This is a genomic window from Saliphagus infecundisoli (assembly GCF_020177375.1).
Lineage (GTDB): Archaea > Halobacteriota > Halobacteria > Halobacteriales > Natrialbaceae > Saliphagus > Saliphagus infecundisoli.
The window spans coordinates 64,907-81,637 of the sequence record NZ_JAIWHV010000013.1 but is presented as its reverse complement, the minus strand read 5'-3'; the positions used below and the strand labels follow the sequence as shown (position 1 = coordinate 81,637).

At 60.1% G+C, this 16,731-nt stretch carries 18 protein-coding genes and 2 pseudogenes; 12 read left to right on the top strand and 8 right to left on the bottom strand.

What is annotated here, in order from left to right:
- Nucleotides 1-95: 95 nt before the first annotated feature.
- Nucleotides 96-596 (top strand): annotated as a pseudogene (locus LCF40_RS14725) (archaea-specific SMC-related protein); the annotation flags it as partial.
- Between the two features lie 272 nt (nucleotides 597-868).
- Nucleotides 869-1,264: a VOC family protein gene (locus tag LCF40_RS14720; protein WP_224828996.1), complete on the top strand. Its 396-nt coding sequence runs from the start codon at nucleotides 869-871 to the stop codon at nucleotides 1,262-1,264.
- Between the two features lie 400 nt (nucleotides 1,265-1,664).
- Here LCF40_RS14720 and LCF40_RS14715 read toward each other — a convergent pair whose 3' ends face one another.
- Both LCF40_RS14715 and LCF40_RS14710 read right to left on the bottom strand, forming a co-directional pair.
- Nucleotides 1,665-1,970 (bottom strand): hypothetical protein, encoded by a 306-nt coding sequence (locus LCF40_RS14715; RefSeq protein ID WP_224828995.1) that lies wholly within the window; start codon nucleotides 1,968-1,970, stop codon nucleotides 1,665-1,667.
- A gap of 162 nt (nucleotides 1,971-2,132) precedes the next feature.
- Entirely contained in the window at nucleotides 2,133-2,372 is a 240-nt protein-coding gene (locus LCF40_RS14710) for a DUF8129 domain-containing protein (protein WP_224828994.1), read from the bottom strand.
- Nucleotides 2,373-2,587: 215 nt separating this feature from the next.
- On the opposite strand from LCF40_RS14710, the gene LCF40_RS14705 reads away from it, so the two are divergent.
- The 3 genes from LCF40_RS14705 to LCF40_RS14690 all read left to right on the top strand — a co-directional run bounded on the left by LCF40_RS14705 (nucleotide 2,588) and on the right by LCF40_RS14690 (nucleotide 4,345).
- The gene (locus tag LCF40_RS14705; RefSeq protein WP_224828993.1) at nucleotides 2,588-2,863 is read left to right on the top strand and encodes a PadR family transcriptional regulator; all 276 of its coding nucleotides are present in this window, start codon (nucleotides 2,588-2,590) and stop codon (nucleotides 2,861-2,863) included.
- Nucleotides 2,864-2,997: 134 nt separating this feature from the next.
- On the top strand, nucleotides 2,998-3,411 hold the full coding sequence (locus tag LCF40_RS14700) for a TRAM domain-containing protein (RefSeq protein ID WP_224828992.1): 414 nt from the start codon (nucleotides 2,998-3,000) through the stop codon (nucleotides 3,409-3,411).
- A gap of 691 nt (nucleotides 3,412-4,102) precedes the next feature.
- The gene (locus LCF40_RS14690) at nucleotides 4,103-4,345 is read left to right on the top strand and encodes an MDR/zinc-dependent alcohol dehydrogenase-like family protein (protein ID WP_224828990.1); all 243 of its coding nucleotides are present in this window, start codon (nucleotides 4,103-4,105) and stop codon (nucleotides 4,343-4,345) included.
- Here LCF40_RS14690 and LCF40_RS14685 read toward each other — a convergent pair.
- Nucleotides 4,326-5,051 (bottom strand): glutamine amidotransferase, encoded by a 726-nt coding sequence (locus tag LCF40_RS14685; RefSeq protein WP_224828989.1) that lies wholly within the window; start codon nucleotides 5,049-5,051, stop codon nucleotides 4,326-4,328. The two genes, LCF40_RS14690 and LCF40_RS14685, sit on opposite strands and share 20 nt — an antisense overlap.
- Nucleotides 5,052-5,431: 380 nt before the next feature.
- On the opposite strand from LCF40_RS14685, the gene LCF40_RS14680 reads away from it, so the two are divergent.
- Nucleotides 5,432-5,572 carry a hypothetical protein gene (locus LCF40_RS14680; RefSeq protein ID WP_224829001.1) on the top strand — a complete coding sequence of 47 codons (141 nt, stop codon included), beginning with the start codon at nucleotides 5,432-5,434 and terminating at the stop codon, nucleotides 5,570-5,572.
- Nucleotides 5,573-5,648: 76 nt separating this feature from the next.
- Here the strand turns inward: LCF40_RS14680 and LCF40_RS14675 are convergent.
- Nucleotides 5,649-6,274, bottom strand: a pseudogene (locus tag LCF40_RS14675) (DegT/DnrJ/EryC1/StrS family aminotransferase); the annotation flags it as partial.
- A 309-nt stretch (nucleotides 6,275-6,583) separates the two neighbouring features.
- On the opposite strand from LCF40_RS14675, the gene LCF40_RS14670 reads away from it, so the two are divergent.
- Nucleotides 6,584-8,080 (top strand): sulfatase, encoded by a 1,497-nt coding sequence (locus LCF40_RS14670; RefSeq protein ID WP_224828988.1) that lies wholly within the window; start codon nucleotides 6,584-6,586, stop codon nucleotides 8,078-8,080.
- 28 nt (nucleotides 8,081-8,108) lie between these two features.
- Here LCF40_RS14670 and LCF40_RS14665 read toward each other — a convergent pair whose 3' ends face one another.
- From LCF40_RS14665 to LCF40_RS14650, 4 genes are all read right to left on the bottom strand, one after another.
- Nucleotides 8,109-8,456, bottom strand: a complete 348-nt coding sequence (locus tag LCF40_RS14665; RefSeq protein WP_224828987.1) for a sugar phosphate isomerase/epimerase — start codon at nucleotides 8,454-8,456, stop codon at nucleotides 8,109-8,111.
- A gap of 195 nt (nucleotides 8,457-8,651) precedes the next feature.
- Nucleotides 8,652-9,467 (bottom strand): IS5 family transposase, encoded by an 816-nt coding sequence (locus LCF40_RS14660; protein ID WP_224828986.1) that lies wholly within the window; start codon nucleotides 9,465-9,467, stop codon nucleotides 8,652-8,654.
- A gap of 69 nt (nucleotides 9,468-9,536) precedes the next feature.
- Complete coding sequence (locus LCF40_RS14655) at nucleotides 9,537-10,004, bottom strand: sugar phosphate isomerase/epimerase family protein (protein ID WP_224828985.1); 468 nt, start codon at nucleotides 10,002-10,004, stop codon at nucleotides 9,537-9,539.
- Between the two features lie 252 nt (nucleotides 10,005-10,256).
- Nucleotides 10,257-10,472, bottom strand: a complete 216-nt coding sequence (locus tag LCF40_RS14650; RefSeq protein WP_224828984.1) for a hypothetical protein — start codon at nucleotides 10,470-10,472, stop codon at nucleotides 10,257-10,259.
- A gap of 1,130 nt (nucleotides 10,473-11,602) precedes the next feature.
- Here LCF40_RS14650 and LCF40_RS14645 point away from each other — a divergent pair.
- The 5 genes from LCF40_RS14645 (at nucleotide 11,603) to LCF40_RS14625 (ending at nucleotide 16,642) form a co-directional block, all read left to right on the top strand.
- On the top strand, nucleotides 11,603-13,777 hold the full coding sequence (locus LCF40_RS14645; protein WP_224828983.1) for an ABC transporter ATP-binding protein: 2,175 nt from the start codon (nucleotides 11,603-11,605) through the stop codon (nucleotides 13,775-13,777).
- A gap of 32 nt (nucleotides 13,778-13,809) precedes the next feature.
- Nucleotides 13,810-14,034: a hypothetical protein gene (locus LCF40_RS14640; RefSeq protein WP_224828982.1), complete on the top strand. Its 225-nt coding sequence runs from the start codon at nucleotides 13,810-13,812 to the stop codon at nucleotides 14,032-14,034.
- A gap of 44 nt (nucleotides 14,035-14,078) precedes the next feature.
- Nucleotides 14,079-15,164 carry an ABC transporter permease gene (locus LCF40_RS14635; RefSeq protein ID WP_224828981.1) on the top strand — a complete coding sequence of 362 codons (1,086 nt, stop codon included), beginning with the start codon at nucleotides 14,079-14,081 and terminating at the stop codon, nucleotides 15,162-15,164.
- A complete protein-coding gene (locus LCF40_RS14630; RefSeq protein ID WP_224828980.1) occupies nucleotides 15,151-16,260 on the top strand; it encodes an ABC transporter permease in 1,110 nt (369 codons plus the stop codon). The genes LCF40_RS14635 and LCF40_RS14630 overlap by 14 nt, the downstream gene beginning before the upstream one ends.
- Before the next feature lie 121 nt (nucleotides 16,261-16,381).
- Nucleotides 16,382-16,642, top strand: coding sequence for a hypothetical protein (locus LCF40_RS14625; RefSeq protein ID WP_224828979.1), 261 nt, complete (start codon nucleotides 16,382-16,384; stop codon nucleotides 16,640-16,642).
- The last annotated feature ends 89 nt before the right edge of the window (nucleotides 16,643-16,731 follow it).

The following is a 16,731-nucleotide window of genomic DNA, read 5'->3' as shown; positions in this document are numbered from 1 at the left end:
CTGACCTCGTCCTAAGGAGACCCCATCTCATTAATTGATCCGACAACGAAACAGCAAGCGCTCCTCCGGGCGTTGGTAAATCTCCACAATGAGTCCGAAGAGACGATTCGAAGCGAGGACTCGCGAACCTCCGGACGCGGGTCGACTGGATCGAGGACGATGCGGTCGAGGCCTTCAACGAACACATGGCCTCGATCCTCTCGATTCTCGACTACGCGAACATCGACCGGATCCGGATCGAACGCCGCGAGGGGACCGTCAAGGAGGGTCGGCGGAAGGTCCAGCGGACGGTGTTCGACCTCCACGTCATCGGCTCGACTGCGGACGGAACGAGCTACGGGGACCGGATCGACACCTCTCGGAGAGTGAACGCAAACTGACGGAACTCGTGTTCGCGCTCGCGGGCTACCCCGTCCACGACGTCTACGAGCAGGTGCCGTTCATGCTGCTCGATTCCCTGGAGGCGATCAATTCGGATCGGATCGCTACGCTGGTCCAGTATTTTCGAGATGTATGCGGACTGTCTGGTCGTCGCCTTGCTCTCCGAGGACGAAAGCGCCCTCGACAACGTCCACGACTACGTCACTGAGAGTTAAGACACGTTTTACCCATACGCTCATAGGGATTAGCTGAAGTCTTCGTACTATCCAATATCACAAATCGGTTGTCTGTTAAAATCAGCGTGCAAGATACAGGGCGCATATCTTGCACATCGAGTCGCAAATAGTGTTTTCTCGGGTGACTGAATCGATGCCAGTTCCCCGTCCGATGCGCACTCGTCTAATATAACTCACAGTTTCACTTTCGCTCCGATAGGCTACCGCATTTAATTGTGGCCTCCATTGTCAATACCGGAGTCCAATATTCCATGAACGCCAAAGCCACTGATTTCGTCATCAACACCGTTACTGACCTCTCTGAGTCAGTACCGTTCTACCGAGACACCCTTGGATTAGAGCTTGAAATGCTTAATGAAGAAGGAGGGTTTGCGGAGTTTGCGCTTCCGCCAACCACGCTCGCGCTTGGTGAAGCAAACCCTCAGATGCCTGTCTCTCCGGGAGAAGGCGGCACTAGTATTGCAATGGCAGTCGATGATGTCGAAGCTGCCACCGAAGAACTCCGAGATGAGGGAACAACTGTCCTGATGGATCCCGTCGAAACTGGCGTGTGTCACATGGCGATGGTTGCCGATCCGGACGGTAACCCAATTATGCTTCACAAGCGAAACGATGGCACACACGGACGGGTTGATCCATTCCCTTGATCTCCGAGTATAGTCGGTAGCTGTTTGCTGACTACACTCTCTATCTTCCATAATGCTTCTAACAGTTGGCGGGGAGGTTGTCTGATGGGAGTATGAGGACTTCTGCTAAACACTATCAGGGGCGGTCTTCGCTAACTACTGAAGCGCTCGATGGTGACGACCAGATTCCCAGCCCTCGCTGTCAGTCTCCCTTGCTGTTTCAGCTCCTGTGGGACGGTACAGACACCGTTCGCACTCGAGAAACTGCTCTCCGGTGTCGTCGACCCGTCCCGCCAACACTGCTGCCTCGCAACGAGGACACGGATCACCATGGGCATACTCGCCAACAGTCGGCGGATCCGGGGTCTCTGCGGCCAGCGCGAGAACGCGTGCTTTCGCGTTCGCCCGTGGAGATTGGTGGTCAGTCATCGAAGAGGAACTGTGCGCTGGCGTCCTCGCCTGTGAGCGTCTGTTGATCATCGGCCGTATCCGCGAACAGTGATGACTGATCAGTGTCGTCGGCCTCTGACTGGCGTACTTCGACTCGGTCGTCGATACCGAACTGGCTGGCAGTGGGGCGACCGAGACGCGTCTCTTGGTCGCGATGGCTGACGTCGGCGCCGAAATCCACGAGGGAGGTCTCGAGGCTTTCTCCGGTTAGTTCGAGCTCACCATCGTCGGTGAACGCGGCTTGGTGCTGAATCGTGATCTCTGGTCGATTTGCCATCTGTGAAACCCTCTACCCCTCTTGAGGGAGTGAACAACACCATCGGGTGGCGCTGGTTGCTGGGGCCTTGTGCAACATCGTTGCCGGTGCCCGCCCGCTGTTGCACAAGGCGACGGAACCCAGTCGCCTCGCTGGGATAGCCGAGACGAGCTGTGGGATCACTCACGATTCGCCTTCTTCGCGCAGTTCTTCGGCACGCCGGGCGAGCATCTCGAGGATTGGAACGCGCTGCTCGTGCTGGTTCTCGTAGGCGACACACTCCTGGAGCGTCTCCATATCGTGGATCGTGACGATGCACGCGTCCAAGAGGCGTGGATTCGCTGTCCCAAGCCGTTGTGTTGGTGTCAGTCCTGACCGGCTGTTCTCCTCTCGGCTCGGAGGTCGATCGGCGTCGTCGCCCATGATTGGTTTCACTTCACCCCTCCCGGGGTAACGAACAACTCCAGGGAACGGTACACTCTGTCTGCTCCCGTTTTGCAGAACTGTTGTTCCCATTTTGATAATCGTGAATGACTGACGCTCTAATGGGCCGGGGAACTGATTCTTCGCTTCCGAGCAGTACTGTATGATCAGAATAACAAACAGTTCCTCTATTGGACTGCTACTGTGGTTGACCAATGAACGATCTCACAGGCTTTCAACGGGATCTGTTGTACGTTATCTCCGGGTTCGATCGTCCCTCGGGCCAGGCTATCAAAGAGGAGTTAGAGACCGACTACGAGAGCGAGATCAATCACGGGCGGCTGTATCCAAACCTCGACACGGTCGTCAACAAGGATCTCGTTGAGAAGGGTGAACTCGACCGACGGACGAACTACTACGCGATCACCGAGGCTGGAGAAGACCAACTCCACGAACGGCGTGAGTGGGAAGATCAATACGTCGAGTTCTAATGTCGTGCGTTTCCCGATCCACTCCCTCCATTTCCACCCACGGGAGGACCAGCTCTCGGGCAGTTATTCGATCAGTCGTGTGACCAGTAGACTCAAGAGCGTCGTTGCACACTCTGCTGGTACAGAGCATTCACATGGAGATTTCTGAGAACTTACTCTGTCTGTTCAGTGCGGAGGTCGACAGCCGAGACGATTCATATCGAATTGAGGTCCCTGCTCATGAACTCACAGTCGGTGATGTCGAAGCGGGCAACGTATATCGAGTCGCCCTGCTCGAATCCGGCGAGTCATCACCACGAGAGACCGCGGAGCAGTCAGCAAAACGGGCTGATCAGGGACCGCCAATCGCCGAGGGCGATCGACGAACCGTTGATATCGAAGATATCGGGAAACAGGGGGACGGTATTGCCCGCGTTGAGCGGGGGTACGTGATCATCGTCCCCGAGACCGAGATCGGTGATCGGGTCACGATCGAAATCAGAAACGTCCAGGAGAACCTTGCGTTCGGAGAAGTCATCGAACACGTCGAGCCTACCCTTCACGAGTGAACGCACTCGAGCATTCACTGGCGTGACCCGACAGGATGCATGTGTTAGTCGAGAAGTCCGAGATCGCTCAGTCGCGTCTGAACGGCTCTGATCGCGTCCTCAGCGTCGCTCGGCTGGTTCCCGCCAGTGATGAGTTAGATTCACCAGCAACGACCGATCCTTCAAGAGACGCTCGCTACCGCTACGCAACCGAGGTGTGAGGGCTAACTAAAGACGGATGCACGTCAATCATGCCCATCACCTCGCAGCGGCATTGCACCGAACAGGTCTCTGATTTCAAACCGTCCACCACGGAAGATAAGCTCTGTTGATTATATCATTTAGAAGGGGAATTATCATACCTCCAAGTTTATTGATAATTCCAGTCACGTCGATCTGACGACTTCTAAAACGGGGTTTCAAGTTTTTACAGCCTGATAGAATTCGAAAAACTAAACATGATGATTCTTGAGGTAGAATGTAAGTTTCGTGTACCAATCTACTTTTTATTATTTTTGTGACTTATTGCACCGAATTTCAATCCCTCAAATCTATACCGAAATCCTCCTTGACTTCTTGAAAGACGCTCTCGGCGTTCCATCTACTGCTGCACAGTACCGCGGGTTCTCGCGGCGCGAACACCCTTCTAGGATGATTCACAACGTAGAGATGATACTTCTGCTGGCCGAATTGGGCCCATAAGCGATAATGGGTGGCGCTCCACCGTGAGATCGTAGTGGGAAAGAAGGTATTGGTTGGTAGTGTAAACTCTAGCGTCCCACACTTTGAGGCTGCCATCGATACGATGGCCGACGTTCCAGAATGGTTCGTCGACACGCTGATGACTGGCGTCCACGACTTAGCACATGCCGAGCGCGTGCTAGAAACCGGCGATAAGGACATCACGACTGTCGTCAACCTTTCCTTGGGGGTGACTACGAGGTCACGCGACTGATGACTGCTTTCCAGAGCGTGTCGATGTACTCCCACTCGGTGAACGCCTCGGGGGCCCAGTGGGGCGCACAATCGGTGGCGTAGGCGAACGTTGACCCTTCTCCGTGGTCGCCGACGACAAGGAATGGATCGTCGTTCACCGTCGCCCACACTGTTGCATTGTCATCGGCTTTAAAGCGGTTGTAGCCGAGGATGTGGGGCAACTCGTCGGGCAGCTCCTCGATGGCCTCGTTTTTCGGATGCGCGCCGGCAGGTGTCTCAACCCGGTCGTCGCCCGTGGCGATCGTGACTGGCAGCGCTTCGCCAACAGCGGTGTTCCCCCAGCGTGCCTGTCCACCCTTCCCGGCGAAGGTCATGTAGCCGCCGATCATGCCGAGCGCGCCGCCGTTGCGAACCCACTCCGCTAAGAGCGCCGGTCGGTCGACATCTGTCTCCCCAGTAGCGACCTGTGGAGTAAGCTGGAGGCTGTCGGCGCCGATGTCACTCAGGACGACGAGGTCGTAGGTGTCTAGTGACTCAAGAGTGCGGGGGAATTCCTCGATGGCGACGTGACAGGGCTGGTAGGTGACGTTGGCTCCCAGGCCCTCGAGGGTCTCGATGTAGCGATCGGCGGCCTCGCCGTATTGGGCGTCCCGCATCACGTTCTTCCCCTTGATCTCCAGGGTGACATTCACGTGCGATTCGCCCGCGAGAAGCACGTCGGTCATGTGCGGGTCGTTAGTGGGACGCACAATAAGTTCCCCGACCTGTCGACTTTCATCGAATGAATTTTGTCCTTGATAGACGCGGTTGACATATAGTAAACAGCCCGTAATTCCTCCGTGAAGGGGATTTCATTGCGATACTGGAACTGGTCGATCGTTGCTTCCACAATAGCCCCGGTGGGAGAAGCCGACCGGCCTCATTACGGAAAAAGGTCGGATGACGATAGGAGGGGCATCTCGTAGCCCTCGCTGACGGAGGGACACCCTCGGTCCGCAGCGCCTCAAGAAAGCGGTCCCGAGAGAGTCCGTCGAACGCGGTTGTATAGTACCGAAAATTCTCGACGCAGTAGCCTCGAGTCGTGATTCGGTCGTCCCGTAGTTTCGTGTGGATCCCCACAATCGACGAGCAGTTCCTCGTTTCGCTCGCGCCAACGGTTCTCCTCGTCGAGTTTTTCGAGTTGGTCGAGCGTGAGCGCAACACTCATCTCTCCGAGCCGGCGGTTCGAGACGAGATGGAGGAGTAGTAGCCTGTCTCGCTCCGGCCCGGTTGATGTTCGCCATCGTGCGCGTCTGGTCCGCGAGGACGGGGTCGTCGGTGGTGACGATCCCACTCTCGCCCCTTGGGAGGGACTTGTTTTCCTGTAAAGGGAAGGTATCGAAGTCTCCGAAAGTGTCGACCTTCTCGCCGCGCCACGCTGCGTCCTGGGCGTGGGCTGCGTCCTCGATCAATAGGTCTGTGTCCTCGACGATCGGAAGAAGCCGGTCTATGTCTATCGGATACTTGGCGAAGTGGGCCCCAATGACCCCGCGGTCTGGTCGGTAATGACCTCCTTCAGGTGGTCAAGGTCGATATTGTACGTCTTCGGATCCATATCGACGAAGCGGGCGATCGTTCCCACTGCGGGAACGACGCTCGCACTCGCAATGAACAAGTAGGAGAGGACGATCACCTCGTCGCCGGGCTCGACGCCGACCGCCCGGAGCGCGAGTTCGATCGTGACTGTCTCGTTGGCGACCGCGATGGCGTGCTCAGCGTCGTGGTAAGCGGCGAACGCGGTCTCGAAGCGGTCACAGAATCCGTTGCCGTCGGTTGTAGTCCGACATCCGCGCCCGGTTTCGAGGGAGTCCTCAACATCCTGCCAGCTGGCGTCGGTCGGCCGCCGCCACTTGGGAACGGTCAAGTTGGCGGCGGCTTCGGATCCGCCGTGGATGGCTAGCTCAGACATGGGTTGTGATTACTGATCCGAATTGTATTTCTACTATCCTAATCAAATAAATTATAATTCTAGTCGGTAACCCAGTAGTAGACTCGCTATTAAACGGATATCTCGGAGTCAGGTGAGCAATCGACCACTTCAATAGCAAGTTGATCGATGCGAAAACACAGGAAAGGCGATCCCGTGAAGGTCAACCTTTTGACGGGTTCCCGACGGCAGATTATCCCAAGTATCGATCTCCGCTTGGATCCGACGACTCCGAGGGGCTGCTACGAACGCCAGATCTATACCTCGCGCCACGAGCAGCCGAGTCGAAGCATGCGAATCCTGTATATCGACATCGACTCCCTGCGGCCGGACCACCTCGGCTGCTACGACTACCACCGAGACACCTCACCGAACATCGACGCGCTGGCTGCCGACGGCCGCCGATTCACGAACTACTACGCCTCCGACGCACCATGTGGTCCCTCCCGGACCGCGCTGTTTCTCAGCCGGTTTGGCATCCACACGGGCGTCATCAACCACGGCGGAATCAACGCTGATCCTCGCCGCTACGGCCACGGACGCGGGTTCAGGTACCCTGGAAAGTTCCAATCATGGATGAGCGTTCTCGTCGAACACGGCATCCATACGGTCTCTGTGAGCCCGTTTGCCTCCCGCCACGACACCTGGCAGGTCCTCGAGGGTATCGCCGAGTTCCACGACCCACGGGACAGCCACGCCCACGCCAGGGAGATCTATCCCTATGCCGAGGAGTGGCTCGCGGACAACGCCGACGACGACGACTGGTTCCTCCACGTCAACTTCTGGGATCCCCACACCGAGTACAACACACCCCTCGAATATGGCAACCCCTTCGAGGATGACCCTGCCCCGGAATGGCCCGACCAAGAGACCATTGAGGCCCACTACCAGAGCTACGGTCCTCACAGCGCGTTTAATCCCGAGAGCGCGAGCATCGACTGGAGTGGATCGTGGAACTTAGAACGGATGCCCGAAGAAATTGCGGATCGCGAAGACTTCAAACAGTGGGTCGACGGCTACGACACGGGCATCCGCTTCATGGACGACCACGTCGGGAAGATCTGTGACCTACTGCGCGAGCAGGGCGTGTTCGAGGAGACGCTGATAATCGTCTCGGCTGACCACGGCGAGGCCCTCGGCGAATTCAACGTCTACGGCGATCACCAGGCCGCCGATCAGGCGACCTGTCGGGTCCCGCTGATCGTCTCGGGTCCTCAGGTCGAACCAGGCGTCGACGACGACCTCCACTACCAAATCGACCTCGCACCGACCGTAACCGACCTCGCCGGGGCGGAGTCTCCTGCCGGCTGGGACGGGCGGTCGTTCGCGCCCTCGGTGTCCGACGGCGAGGCTGCCGGTCGAAAGTCACTAGTGGTTAGCCAGGGAGCGTGGGCCTGCCAGCGCGCCGCGCGGTGGGACGACTGGCTGCTTATCCGCACCTATCACGACGGCGGAAAACCAGCGTTCGACGACGTGATGCTGTTCGACGTCGCCGAGGATCCCCACCAGACGACGGACCACTCGAGCGATCGTTCGGAGGTGACTGCTCACGGCCTCTCGATCCTCCAGCAATGGCATGACGACCGCATGCTTGAGGTCGCTCGCGGTGAGAACGGCGGCAATCCCGAAACGCCAGACGGCATCGTCGATCCGATGTGGGAGACCCTCCGCGAGGGCGGCCCGCTACACGCTAGGGAGTCACTCGATGACTACGCAGAGTACCTCCGAAGTGAGGGCCGCGATGTCCAGGCCGAAGAGATTGAGACGAATTACAATATCAGGAGGTGATCGGCTCTCGACGGTCGGATTCTGCCAGTCAGATCCCGTCGCGAAGGTCAGCGAACGCCTCGCTGCCGTGGGTCAGCGACGCGAGGCCGTCGTCGGCTCGTCCGTTCTCGCAGACGAGCCACTCGGCACCGTTTCTCACGGCCGCTTTCGCACACGTCTCGACGTCCACGACGCCCTCACCGACGTCGGCGTGCAGACCGTCGTCGTCTCCCGGCACCGTATCGGTCAGGTGGACGACCGGCGCATCCTCGCTGACGACGGCGAGCAAGTCCAGGGGGTCGTACCCCGCGTGAGCCGCGAGGCCGACGTCGGGCTCGAACCCGAACCGGCCGTTGACAAACTCGACGAACCACTCGAAGTGCCTTGTTGAACGCAAGACAGCGGCGGGGTGGGGCTAACAGCCTGCAGCGTCACGGCCTCAGAGACGAGCTTTCGGAGGCAGAAGATGCAGTAGCCACCTCTACCACCGTTTGCTGAAGCGTCAGAACTATGGTATCTAGCGCTGGCTTTTCGATGACGACGGCGATGTCTCTCCCGGATACGTCCGGAGAAAGAGAGCAGGCGGCGAGCCCTAACTCGCCGCCTGCGTCAGGTTATGCATGATGCACTTTCGAGTCAGCTCCCGGAATTGGCCGTGCCAACTCCGGGAGCGTAACTTCTCGCCGTCGTCTTCCTTCAGTTGCGAGAAGCCTGTTTCACTCATCCAGCGCTGGTTGTAGTCCTCGTTCATCCGGGCGTTGTGAGCCTTCTGTAACGGTGTCTGTTCTCTGTGTTTGATCAACGGTCGCGTTGATTCAGAGCGACACTCCTCACGGAGGTCGCTCCACGAGTAGTTCGCGTCAGCAGACATCACACGCAGGTCTTCCGCGTTCCGGCGGAAGACCTCCATTCCGATATGGCCGTCCCACGCCTTCTGTGTCGTAAAATGGACGTCTTTGATCGCGAGCGAGTGCACGTCGATCAAGATCGTTGTCTTCATCGACTGGAACGAGTAGTTCGCGCGATCGCGGTAGTGGTAACTCGTTTGATCGCGCTGGAAGCCACTCGCGTCAATAGCCGCTTCTCCGCTCCAGCCCGCCTGCTCCGCCGAAGCGCGGAGCAGGCGGCGGAGTTCGCGCATTCGGTATTCCTGTTCCCAGCGACAGAGCGAGCTGTAGTGGGGTGGCGCATCGAGATCAAATACAGCAAGGATACCGGGCATTTCATCAAGATAGTCCTCGGTCTCACGGAGGCTCTTCTCCAGTTTGACGCGGAACAGAATCAACGCGATCTGTGCCCACTCGGCGTACCCGTCCGCGCCATCCGGCGCGGCGGGTACGTCCGGATCATCAACATGCTGTTTGGCAAGGTCTCGACACATCCGCGCCAGCCGTCTGAGCGATGCCATATCGCCAGACGGCGTCCAAATCCTGGTTAGCCTGACGGAATCTTCCCGTAAGAGCGTCTGAAGCTTCCGTCAATCGGCGGCAAAACAAGGCAACTCGAAGGCAACGGAGCCCTTTACCTCGACGAACTCGAAGGTGTGGTTATGATAGAGGAGTTCGACGTCGCGTTCGGCGAGGTCGGCGGCGAGACCCGCGATGCGGCCGGCGGCCTCCTCGATCCCATCGACGGTGGTAAACGCCTCGCTGTCGTAGGAGGGGATGACGAGTGTCGAACAGCCGACCATCTCCCAGGTCGAGACGACCTCGTCGAACGATGATTCGAGTCGGTCGATCCCAACGTGTGCGCCCGCGACGGCGAGGCCGTCCTCCGAAAGCGCCTCGCGCGTTCGGTCGGCAGTCTCAGGGTCCGCGAGATCGTCGAAGTGGGCATCGTAGAACTCGACGCCGTCGAACGCGGTGTCACCGACCCGACTGACGATGTCGGGAAGAGAGTCGCCGACATCCCTGAGTGTGAACAACTGAATCGCGGTGCGTACCATATCTCACGAGAACTGAGCCGGGATAAAGTACTTTTGCTCGAACGCGAGAGGAGCATTTCGCGCGCGGAGTTCGAATTGCCGTCGGGCGGGCGTTAGCTGTTCGTGGCACAGCCGTCCGGATCGCCCAGCCCTTTCGAGCCGGTGGTCGTGAGGGTTCGCCGTCCTCGACGAACGTCTCGGGGCGTATCGACAGGACCTCAACCATCGCTGCACGTCCGCGCTCCAGGTCTTCGGCATAGGCATTTGAAGACGTTAGGTCCTTTTCCTCGCCGGATCGGCCTCGACGTCGAACAGAAGTTCGCAGTTGGTAACAGGGTTCCAAACGTTCCTCATCCCACCGTCGATCAGGTACTGGGTGCAGTTATCGGGATCGTAGCTACTGGCGGCGTGCTCGCCGTGATAGCATTCGCGCCAGTCCTCGTGGTCGCACTCGCGGACCACCTCGAGCAGTTTTTCGTCCTCAAGCATCCGGGAATATCGACGTCGGCAACGGACGTGTCGGCCTGGTCATTGATCGCCGCGGCGAACTTCTCGCCGTGGCTCGTGTCGGGCCCGAAGATTCCGACGGTGATCATCCGCTCACTTCCCGATGATTTTGCACGGCACATCTATTCGTTCGTCTGGACCCGTCGGATTAGTATTGGATGTTGGGATCTCAATACATCTGTTTTACCATGGCAAACAGAATTAAGCCGGGCCGAGTAGGGACGGCCGCGTGATCCTCGGAACTCCTTTTTGAGCGACGTGGTACTACTCCCTGTCCACATTTCGTTTTACATTTCCAAACAACATTCTATCGATCGCGAGTCACCGGGACTGGTGAAAGTGATAGGTTAGTGGACGACCGTCTTTCCCTGTTCAACCCGTCGTACCGACTGCTCTGGTCCGTGTGAGAAGGGTCTTCTTCCTCAATGAGTGAATATTTACCTGGATCGACCGAGCTATTTTCCATGTATATATCAACTTATGAGTTACTGAACTCCCAATAGAGATTACAATCATACGGTTGTAATCTGAAGGTGGTTTGTTCGCTCTATTCGTTTTATCCATCAAAACGCTGTGCCTAGTGGACCAGCCAGTTAATTTGAATCCAGTAGCTATCCTCATATAGAGCGTCGCTACCGAAGGTAAACCTGTACGATGTAGTCAAGGCACACTTCGAATGTACTGATCCCTGGGCGGTCAAAGGGGATCGGCGGCTCCTACTGACCGTTGCTGTACTTGTGGAACGTGAACTTCCACTATTCGATGTCATTAGTCCACCCTAACCGGCACATCTTCACTGGAGTCGCTCATCCCGATACATTGTAACAGAGCAGTTTCTCGAACAAGTCATCCGTCTTCACTCTCCTCGATATCACGCATATTGTCCGCCGTCACAGCGTGAGAAACCGTGTCGAACACTGAATCCACGAACTGAAACGTCGAATCGGCACGTTCTACGCCTTGTTCGTCGGAAATAACGTTTCGACGACGAATGACTGGCTGAAGCAGTTCGCATGGACTTGGAACGTCTGCCTAAGTTAACGACGTATGTTGGCCCGCGGCAAGGTTTATGTATGCAATATCCGAACACACACCCGAACGACGCTACTCAAATGACACAGAGTTTATCAAACCAGGAGTTCCAAGACGGCGATCCTGAGTCGATCCTTGAGGTGCGCGACCTCGACGTCATCTTCGACATGGACCGGGGAGAGTCGCGGGTCCTGGACGGGGTGAGCTTCGACGTCCACCGCGACGAGATGCTCGGGATCGTCGGCGAGTCGGGGTCGGGCAAGTCGATGTTCGCCTCCGCGTTGCTCAACGCGGTCGTCGATCCCGGGCGCGCCGGCGGAGAAGTGATCTACGACGACCCCGACGCCGGGCCCGTCGACGTCCTCTCGCTGTCCGAAGACCAGCTCGAGTCGTTCCGGTGGGAGGAGGTCGCGATGGTGTTCCAGGGCGCGATGAGCTCGTTCAACCCGACGATGAAGATCGACGAGCACTTCGAGGAGACGATCCAGGCCCACGGGAAGCCGATGGACGAGCGGATGGCCCACGCCCGCGACCTCCTCGCGGACCTCTATCTCGACCCCGATCGGGTGCTCGGCTCCTACCCCCACGAGCTCTCCGGGGGGATGAAACAGCGTGCGCTAATCGCCCTCTCGCTCGTGCTCGACCCCGAGGTGCTCGTGATGGACGAGCCCACCGCCGCCCTGGACCTCCTGATGCAGCGCTCGATCATGAACCTGCTCGACACCCTCCAGGCGGAGTACGATCTGACGATCGTCTTCATCACCCACGACCTGCCGCTGGTCGCGGGCCTGGCCGACCGGCTGGCGGTGATGTACGCCTTCGAGTTCGTCGAGTACGGCCCCAGCGAGGCGGTCATCCGGGACGCCGCCCACCCCTACACGCGGGCGCTGTTGAAGTCGGTCCCGAGCGTCGACGCCGCCTTGGAGGACATGAACCCCATCGAGGGCGAGAGTCCCGACCCTGTGGACACGCCCGCGGGCTGTTCGTACCACCCCCGGTGCCCGCTGGCCGACGAGCAGTGCGTCGCCGAAGACCCCGATTACCACGACGTCGGCGAGGGTCGAGGGGCCGCCTGCTTCCACTGGGAACGCTCCTCGGAGGCCGTCGACTACGAACTCGGCGTCGACCCCGTGGTGCCCGACGAGCCCTCGCGGGCGGCCCACGGCGACGAGGAGACCGTGATCTCCCTCGAGGATCTCGAGGTCCACTTCGACCAGTCGGGGTTCATCGATCGGTTGTTCGACCAGGACGCGACGGTCCGGGCGGTCGACGGAGTCGACCTCGAGATCGCCGAGAACGAAGTGGTCGCGCTGGTCGGCGAGTCGGGCTGTGGGAAGACGACCCTCGGAAAGACCGCGATCGGGCTCCAGGAGCCCACCGTGGGGACGGTCCGCTACCGGGGCCACGACGTCTGGGAGGCAAAGCGCGGCGAGGGCGAGATCGACCACGACCGGATCCGGCGGGCCCTCCAGATCGTCCACCAGGACCCCGGGAGCTCGCTCAACCCGACCCGCACAGTCAGAACGAGCCTCGCGGCCCCGCTGAAGCGCTGGCGGCCGGACCTGAACTCCAGCGACCGCGAGACGGTGGTCCACAACCTCCTGGAGCGGGTCGGGATGAAACCCGCCGAGGACTACGCGCTTCGCTTTCCCCATCAGCTCTCGGGCGGCGAGAAACAGCGGGTCGTCCTCCTGCGGGCCCTGCTGATGAGCCCCGACCTCATCCTCGCCGACGAGGCGGTCTCGGCGCTGGACGTCTCCCTGCGCGTCGAGATGATGGAGCTCATGCTCAGCCTCCAGGAGCTGTTCGACACCTCCTACCTGTTCATCTCGCACGACTTCGCGAACGCCCGTTACCTGGCCGAGAAGTCCGGCGGCCGGATCGGGATCATGTATCTCGGGAACTTGGTCGAGATCGGCCCCGCCGAGGAGATCATCCACGACCCCAAACACCCCTACACGAAGGTCCTGCGGTGGGCGACGCCGCCGCTCGATCCCGACGCGGCCCGCGAGGCCCGAGAGACCGAGCCGCCGATCCGCGAGATCGACATCCCCGACCCGACCGATCCCCCCAGCGGCTGTCCGTTCCACACCCGGTGTCCCGAGGCCCGGGAGGTCTGTCGCGAGCGCGAGCCGGAGCTGATGGGCAGCGAGGGCGAGGCGTCGCTGGCGGCCTGCTTCCGGGAGGACGACGACCACGCCTACTGGGAGAGCGACCCGATCGTAGAGGAGAGCACTCTCGAGAACACCTCCTAAAGGTTTTTGCCGGTCGGGGCCGCCCCTCCCGTATGGCCGGCAAGTACGACAAGAGCTACGTCGACCACCTCTGTGATCACGAGCAGGGGTGGCGCCTGCTGTTTACGTTCTCGGTCGGCTTCCTCGCGCTGTCGGTCGTCTGGTTTCTCTCCGTCGAGCCCGGCTCGGCGACGTACGTCGTCACGGTGATGAACCTCGTGGGATTGAGCGGGCTCGCGGCCCTGAGCGGCTTCGTGCTCTCGCAGTGTCGACGGTAGCGGGGTAAACTATATGATGGGCGAGACGCCATCCAGTATCATCAATGAGCGAGTACCTCGGAAGAGCGAGGAAGGGAGTCGCCGCCGCCTTTGGATTCCTCGCCGGGTTCGACTACTACTGGCGGAAGATCGGACACGCGTTCGTGACCCTCATCAGCGTGACGACGATCACGTTCGTCCTCTTCCGGCTGATGCCGGGGAACCCGGCCCAGGCGATGCGAGCACAGTTCGAGGCCCAACTCGAGGGCTCCGGGCAGGCGGCGGACCCGGAGATCCTCGACCAGATGGTACAGGTCCACACGGGGTTCGACCCGAGCCAGCCGATCTACATGCAGTACTTCGAGTACGTCCGGGACATCGTCCTCTACCAGGACTTCGGGCAGTCGATCCAGTACGGCGATCCGGTGTTCGACATCCTGTTCCGGGCGATGCCGTGGTCGGTATTCATCAGTGTCTACGGGCTCGCGCTGGGCTACTCGACGAACATCCTGCTGGGTGCGGCGATGGCCTACAAGGAGGGATCTCGATTCGACGGCACGATGACTGTCGTCGCGACCTTCCTGAATTCGATTCCCTACTACGTCGGCGCGCTCCTTTTTCTGGCCTTCTTCGCACACGACCTGGGCTGGTTCCCCAGCGGTGGTCGATACGACACGAGCATCGAGGCGGGTCTGAATCCCGCATTCATGGCGAGTATCGTCCACCACGGCGCCTTACCGATCATGTCGAGTTTCATCGTCGGCTTCGGCGGCGGCGCACTCGCGATGCGGGGCAACTCCGTGCGGATCCTCGGAGCCGACTACCTCCGGGTCGCCCGCCTGCGGGGGATCGGCTCGGTCCGGATCGCGACCCGCTACGTCGCCCGCAACGCGATCCTTCCCCTCTACACCCAGATGATGATCGGCATCGCCGCCGTCTTCTCGAGCAGCGTCGTCCTCGAGTACATCTTCACCTACCCCGGCGTGGGATGGTACACGTTCGACGCGATCAACATGCGCGACTACCCGCTGTTGATGGGGTCGTTCCTGTTTTTCACCATCGTCACGCTCGTCGGGATCCTGCTCGCGGAGTTCACCTACGGCATCGTCGACCCCCGTGCGGGGTCGGGAGGCGAGAATGAGTCCTACTGACGAGTCCTCGACGGACGGCGGCGTGCAACTCAGCGACGACCAGCTGTTCGGCCAGCTCGCCGACTCCGACAGCGTCGAGCTCTCGGGGCGCGAACGTCTCGCCCGGATCCTCGACGCCTACGTGCTCGCGCCGGGGCGGGTCGCGTGGAACGACTGGCGGACCCGGCTCGGTATCCTCATCATCTCGCTTTTCGTCCTCGCCGGAACGATCGGGCCGCGGGTGATCGAGGCGCCCGCGACGAACCAGGCGCCGACGAACCACCCGCCGTTCGTGGGCGGGTTCGGCGCGATCACCGAGGAGGGCGGCTGGATCGACCTCGCGCAGGTCTCGCTGGGGGGCGTCTCGCTGCCGTGGCTGTCCATCGAGTTCCCCCTCGGGGCCGACAACTACGGCTCGCCGATCGGCCGACAGCTCGTCCACGCGACGCCGGACATGCTCGAGATGGTCGTCGCGGGCGCGATCGTCTCCGTCGGCTTTGCGACGCTCATCGGCGTCACGGCGGGCTACAAGGGCGGGCGGACCGACTCGGTTCTCATGTCGCTGACGGACATCGTGATGACGATGCCCGGGCTCCCGCTGGTCATCGTCATCGCGGCGATCTACCCGCCCCGCCAGGCGTGGCTGGTCGGGGTCATCCTCGCGATCGACGCCTGGCCGGGGCTGGCACGGGCGTTGCGCTCGCAGGTGCTGACGCTCCGCCAGGAGTCCTACGTCGAGGCCTCGCGCACGATGGGGCTTCCCTCGCGGACGATCCTCTCCCGGGACGTCATCCCACAGCTCATGCCCTACGTCCTCATCAACGCGGCCCAGGCCGGCCGGAAGGTCATCTTCGAGTCCGTCGCGCTGTACTTCCTGGGCGTGTTGCCGTTTACGACGGCCAACTGGGGGATCATGATGGATACCGCCTACAGCGAGGCGTTCGCGCTGGTCGATCTGGGCAACTTCTACCAGATCCTCTGGCCGATGAGCGCGATCGTGATCATCTCCTTTGGCTTCATCCTGTTCTCCCAGGGGATGGACCGCGTGTTCAACCCTCGAATCCGGGCGCGCCACGCCAAGACGGTCGGCGGCGACGACGAGCAGCCGCCCACTTAGTGAGAGGTTGGCGGAGGGTTTCGGCCGCGCTCACGTCCACTGGTCCGGGTTCGATGGGATCTCGAGGGAGCCAGTGGCAACGTTTATGTGGCAGTCCCGCGAGAGGCCTCCCAGAGGCGCCATGGCATCAGCAACCGACGAGAACGTGAGCCCGCAGCGGAGATTCCTCTATCGGAAACTCAAGGTTCTTCGAGGGTCACTGTTGCTCTCGACCGTCGCCATCGGCGTCGTCCTGTTGCTCGTCGCGGCGATCTTCGAGAGCGGCCTCACGATCACGCGCAACGACGGCGTCCTTGCGGGGATGTTCGGCGTGTTTGGCATCTCGACGATCCTCGCGGGCGGGACGTTCTACCTGCTTCTCAAGGCGATTCATCGAAGCTAACGTCGTCACGGTCGTCATCCCTGGTCGTGTCCCAGGGAATTGACAGTCTCTCCTAGTGATCGGTAGTTATTTGTAACCGTACTTGTTAT

What these genes read in the sequence shown, in the direction of transcription:
- LCF40_RS14630 (WP_224828980.1), top strand. Translation starts at nt 15,151, where the DNA reads ATGAGTCCTACTGACGAGTCCTCGACGGACGGCGGCGTGCAACTCAGC.
- LCF40_RS14700 (WP_224828992.1), top strand. Translation starts at nt 2,998, where the DNA reads ATGGAGATTTCTGAGAACTTACTCTGTCTGTTCAGTGCGGAGGTCGAC.
- LCF40_RS14645 (WP_224828983.1), top strand. Translation starts at nt 11,603, where the DNA reads ATGACACAGAGTTTATCAAACCAGGAGTTCCAAGACGGCGATCCTGAG.
- LCF40_RS14625 (WP_224828979.1), top strand. Translation starts at nt 16,382, where the DNA reads ATGGCATCAGCAACCGACGAGAACGTGAGCCCGCAGCGGAGATTCCTC.
- LCF40_RS14685 (WP_224828989.1), bottom strand. Translation starts at nt 5,051, where the DNA reads ATGACCGACGTGCTTCTCGCGGGCGAATCGCACGTGAATGTCACCCTG.
- LCF40_RS14715 (WP_224828995.1), bottom strand. Translation starts at nt 1,970, where the DNA reads ATGGCAAATCGACCAGAGATCACGATTCAGCACCAAGCCGCGTTCACC.
- LCF40_RS14670 (WP_224828988.1), top strand. Translation starts at nt 6,584, where the DNA reads ATGCGAATCCTGTATATCGACATCGACTCCCTGCGGCCGGACCACCTC.
- LCF40_RS14635 (WP_224828981.1), top strand. Translation starts at nt 14,079, where the DNA reads ATGAGCGAGTACCTCGGAAGAGCGAGGAAGGGAGTCGCCGCCGCCTTT.
- LCF40_RS14660 (WP_224828986.1), bottom strand. Translation starts at nt 9,467, where the DNA reads ATGGCATCGCTCAGACGGCTGGCGCGGATGTGTCGAGACCTTGCCAAA.
- LCF40_RS14640 (WP_224828982.1), top strand. Translation starts at nt 13,810, where the DNA reads ATGGCCGGCAAGTACGACAAGAGCTACGTCGACCACCTCTGTGATCAC.
- LCF40_RS14650 (WP_224828984.1), bottom strand. Translation starts at nt 10,472, where the DNA reads ATGCTTGAGGACGAAAAACTGCTCGAGGTGGTCCGCGAGTGCGACCAC.
- LCF40_RS14655 (WP_224828985.1), bottom strand. Translation starts at nt 10,004, where the DNA reads ATGGTACGCACCGCGATTCAGTTGTTCACACTCAGGGATGTCGGCGAC.
- LCF40_RS14710 (WP_224828994.1), bottom strand. Translation starts at nt 2,372, where the DNA reads ATGGGCGACGACGCCGATCGACCTCCGAGCCGAGAGGAGAACAGCCGG.
- LCF40_RS14705 (WP_224828993.1), top strand. Translation starts at nt 2,588, where the DNA reads ATGAACGATCTCACAGGCTTTCAACGGGATCTGTTGTACGTTATCTCC.
- LCF40_RS14720 (WP_224828996.1), top strand. Translation starts at nt 869, where the DNA reads ATGAACGCCAAAGCCACTGATTTCGTCATCAACACCGTTACTGACCTC.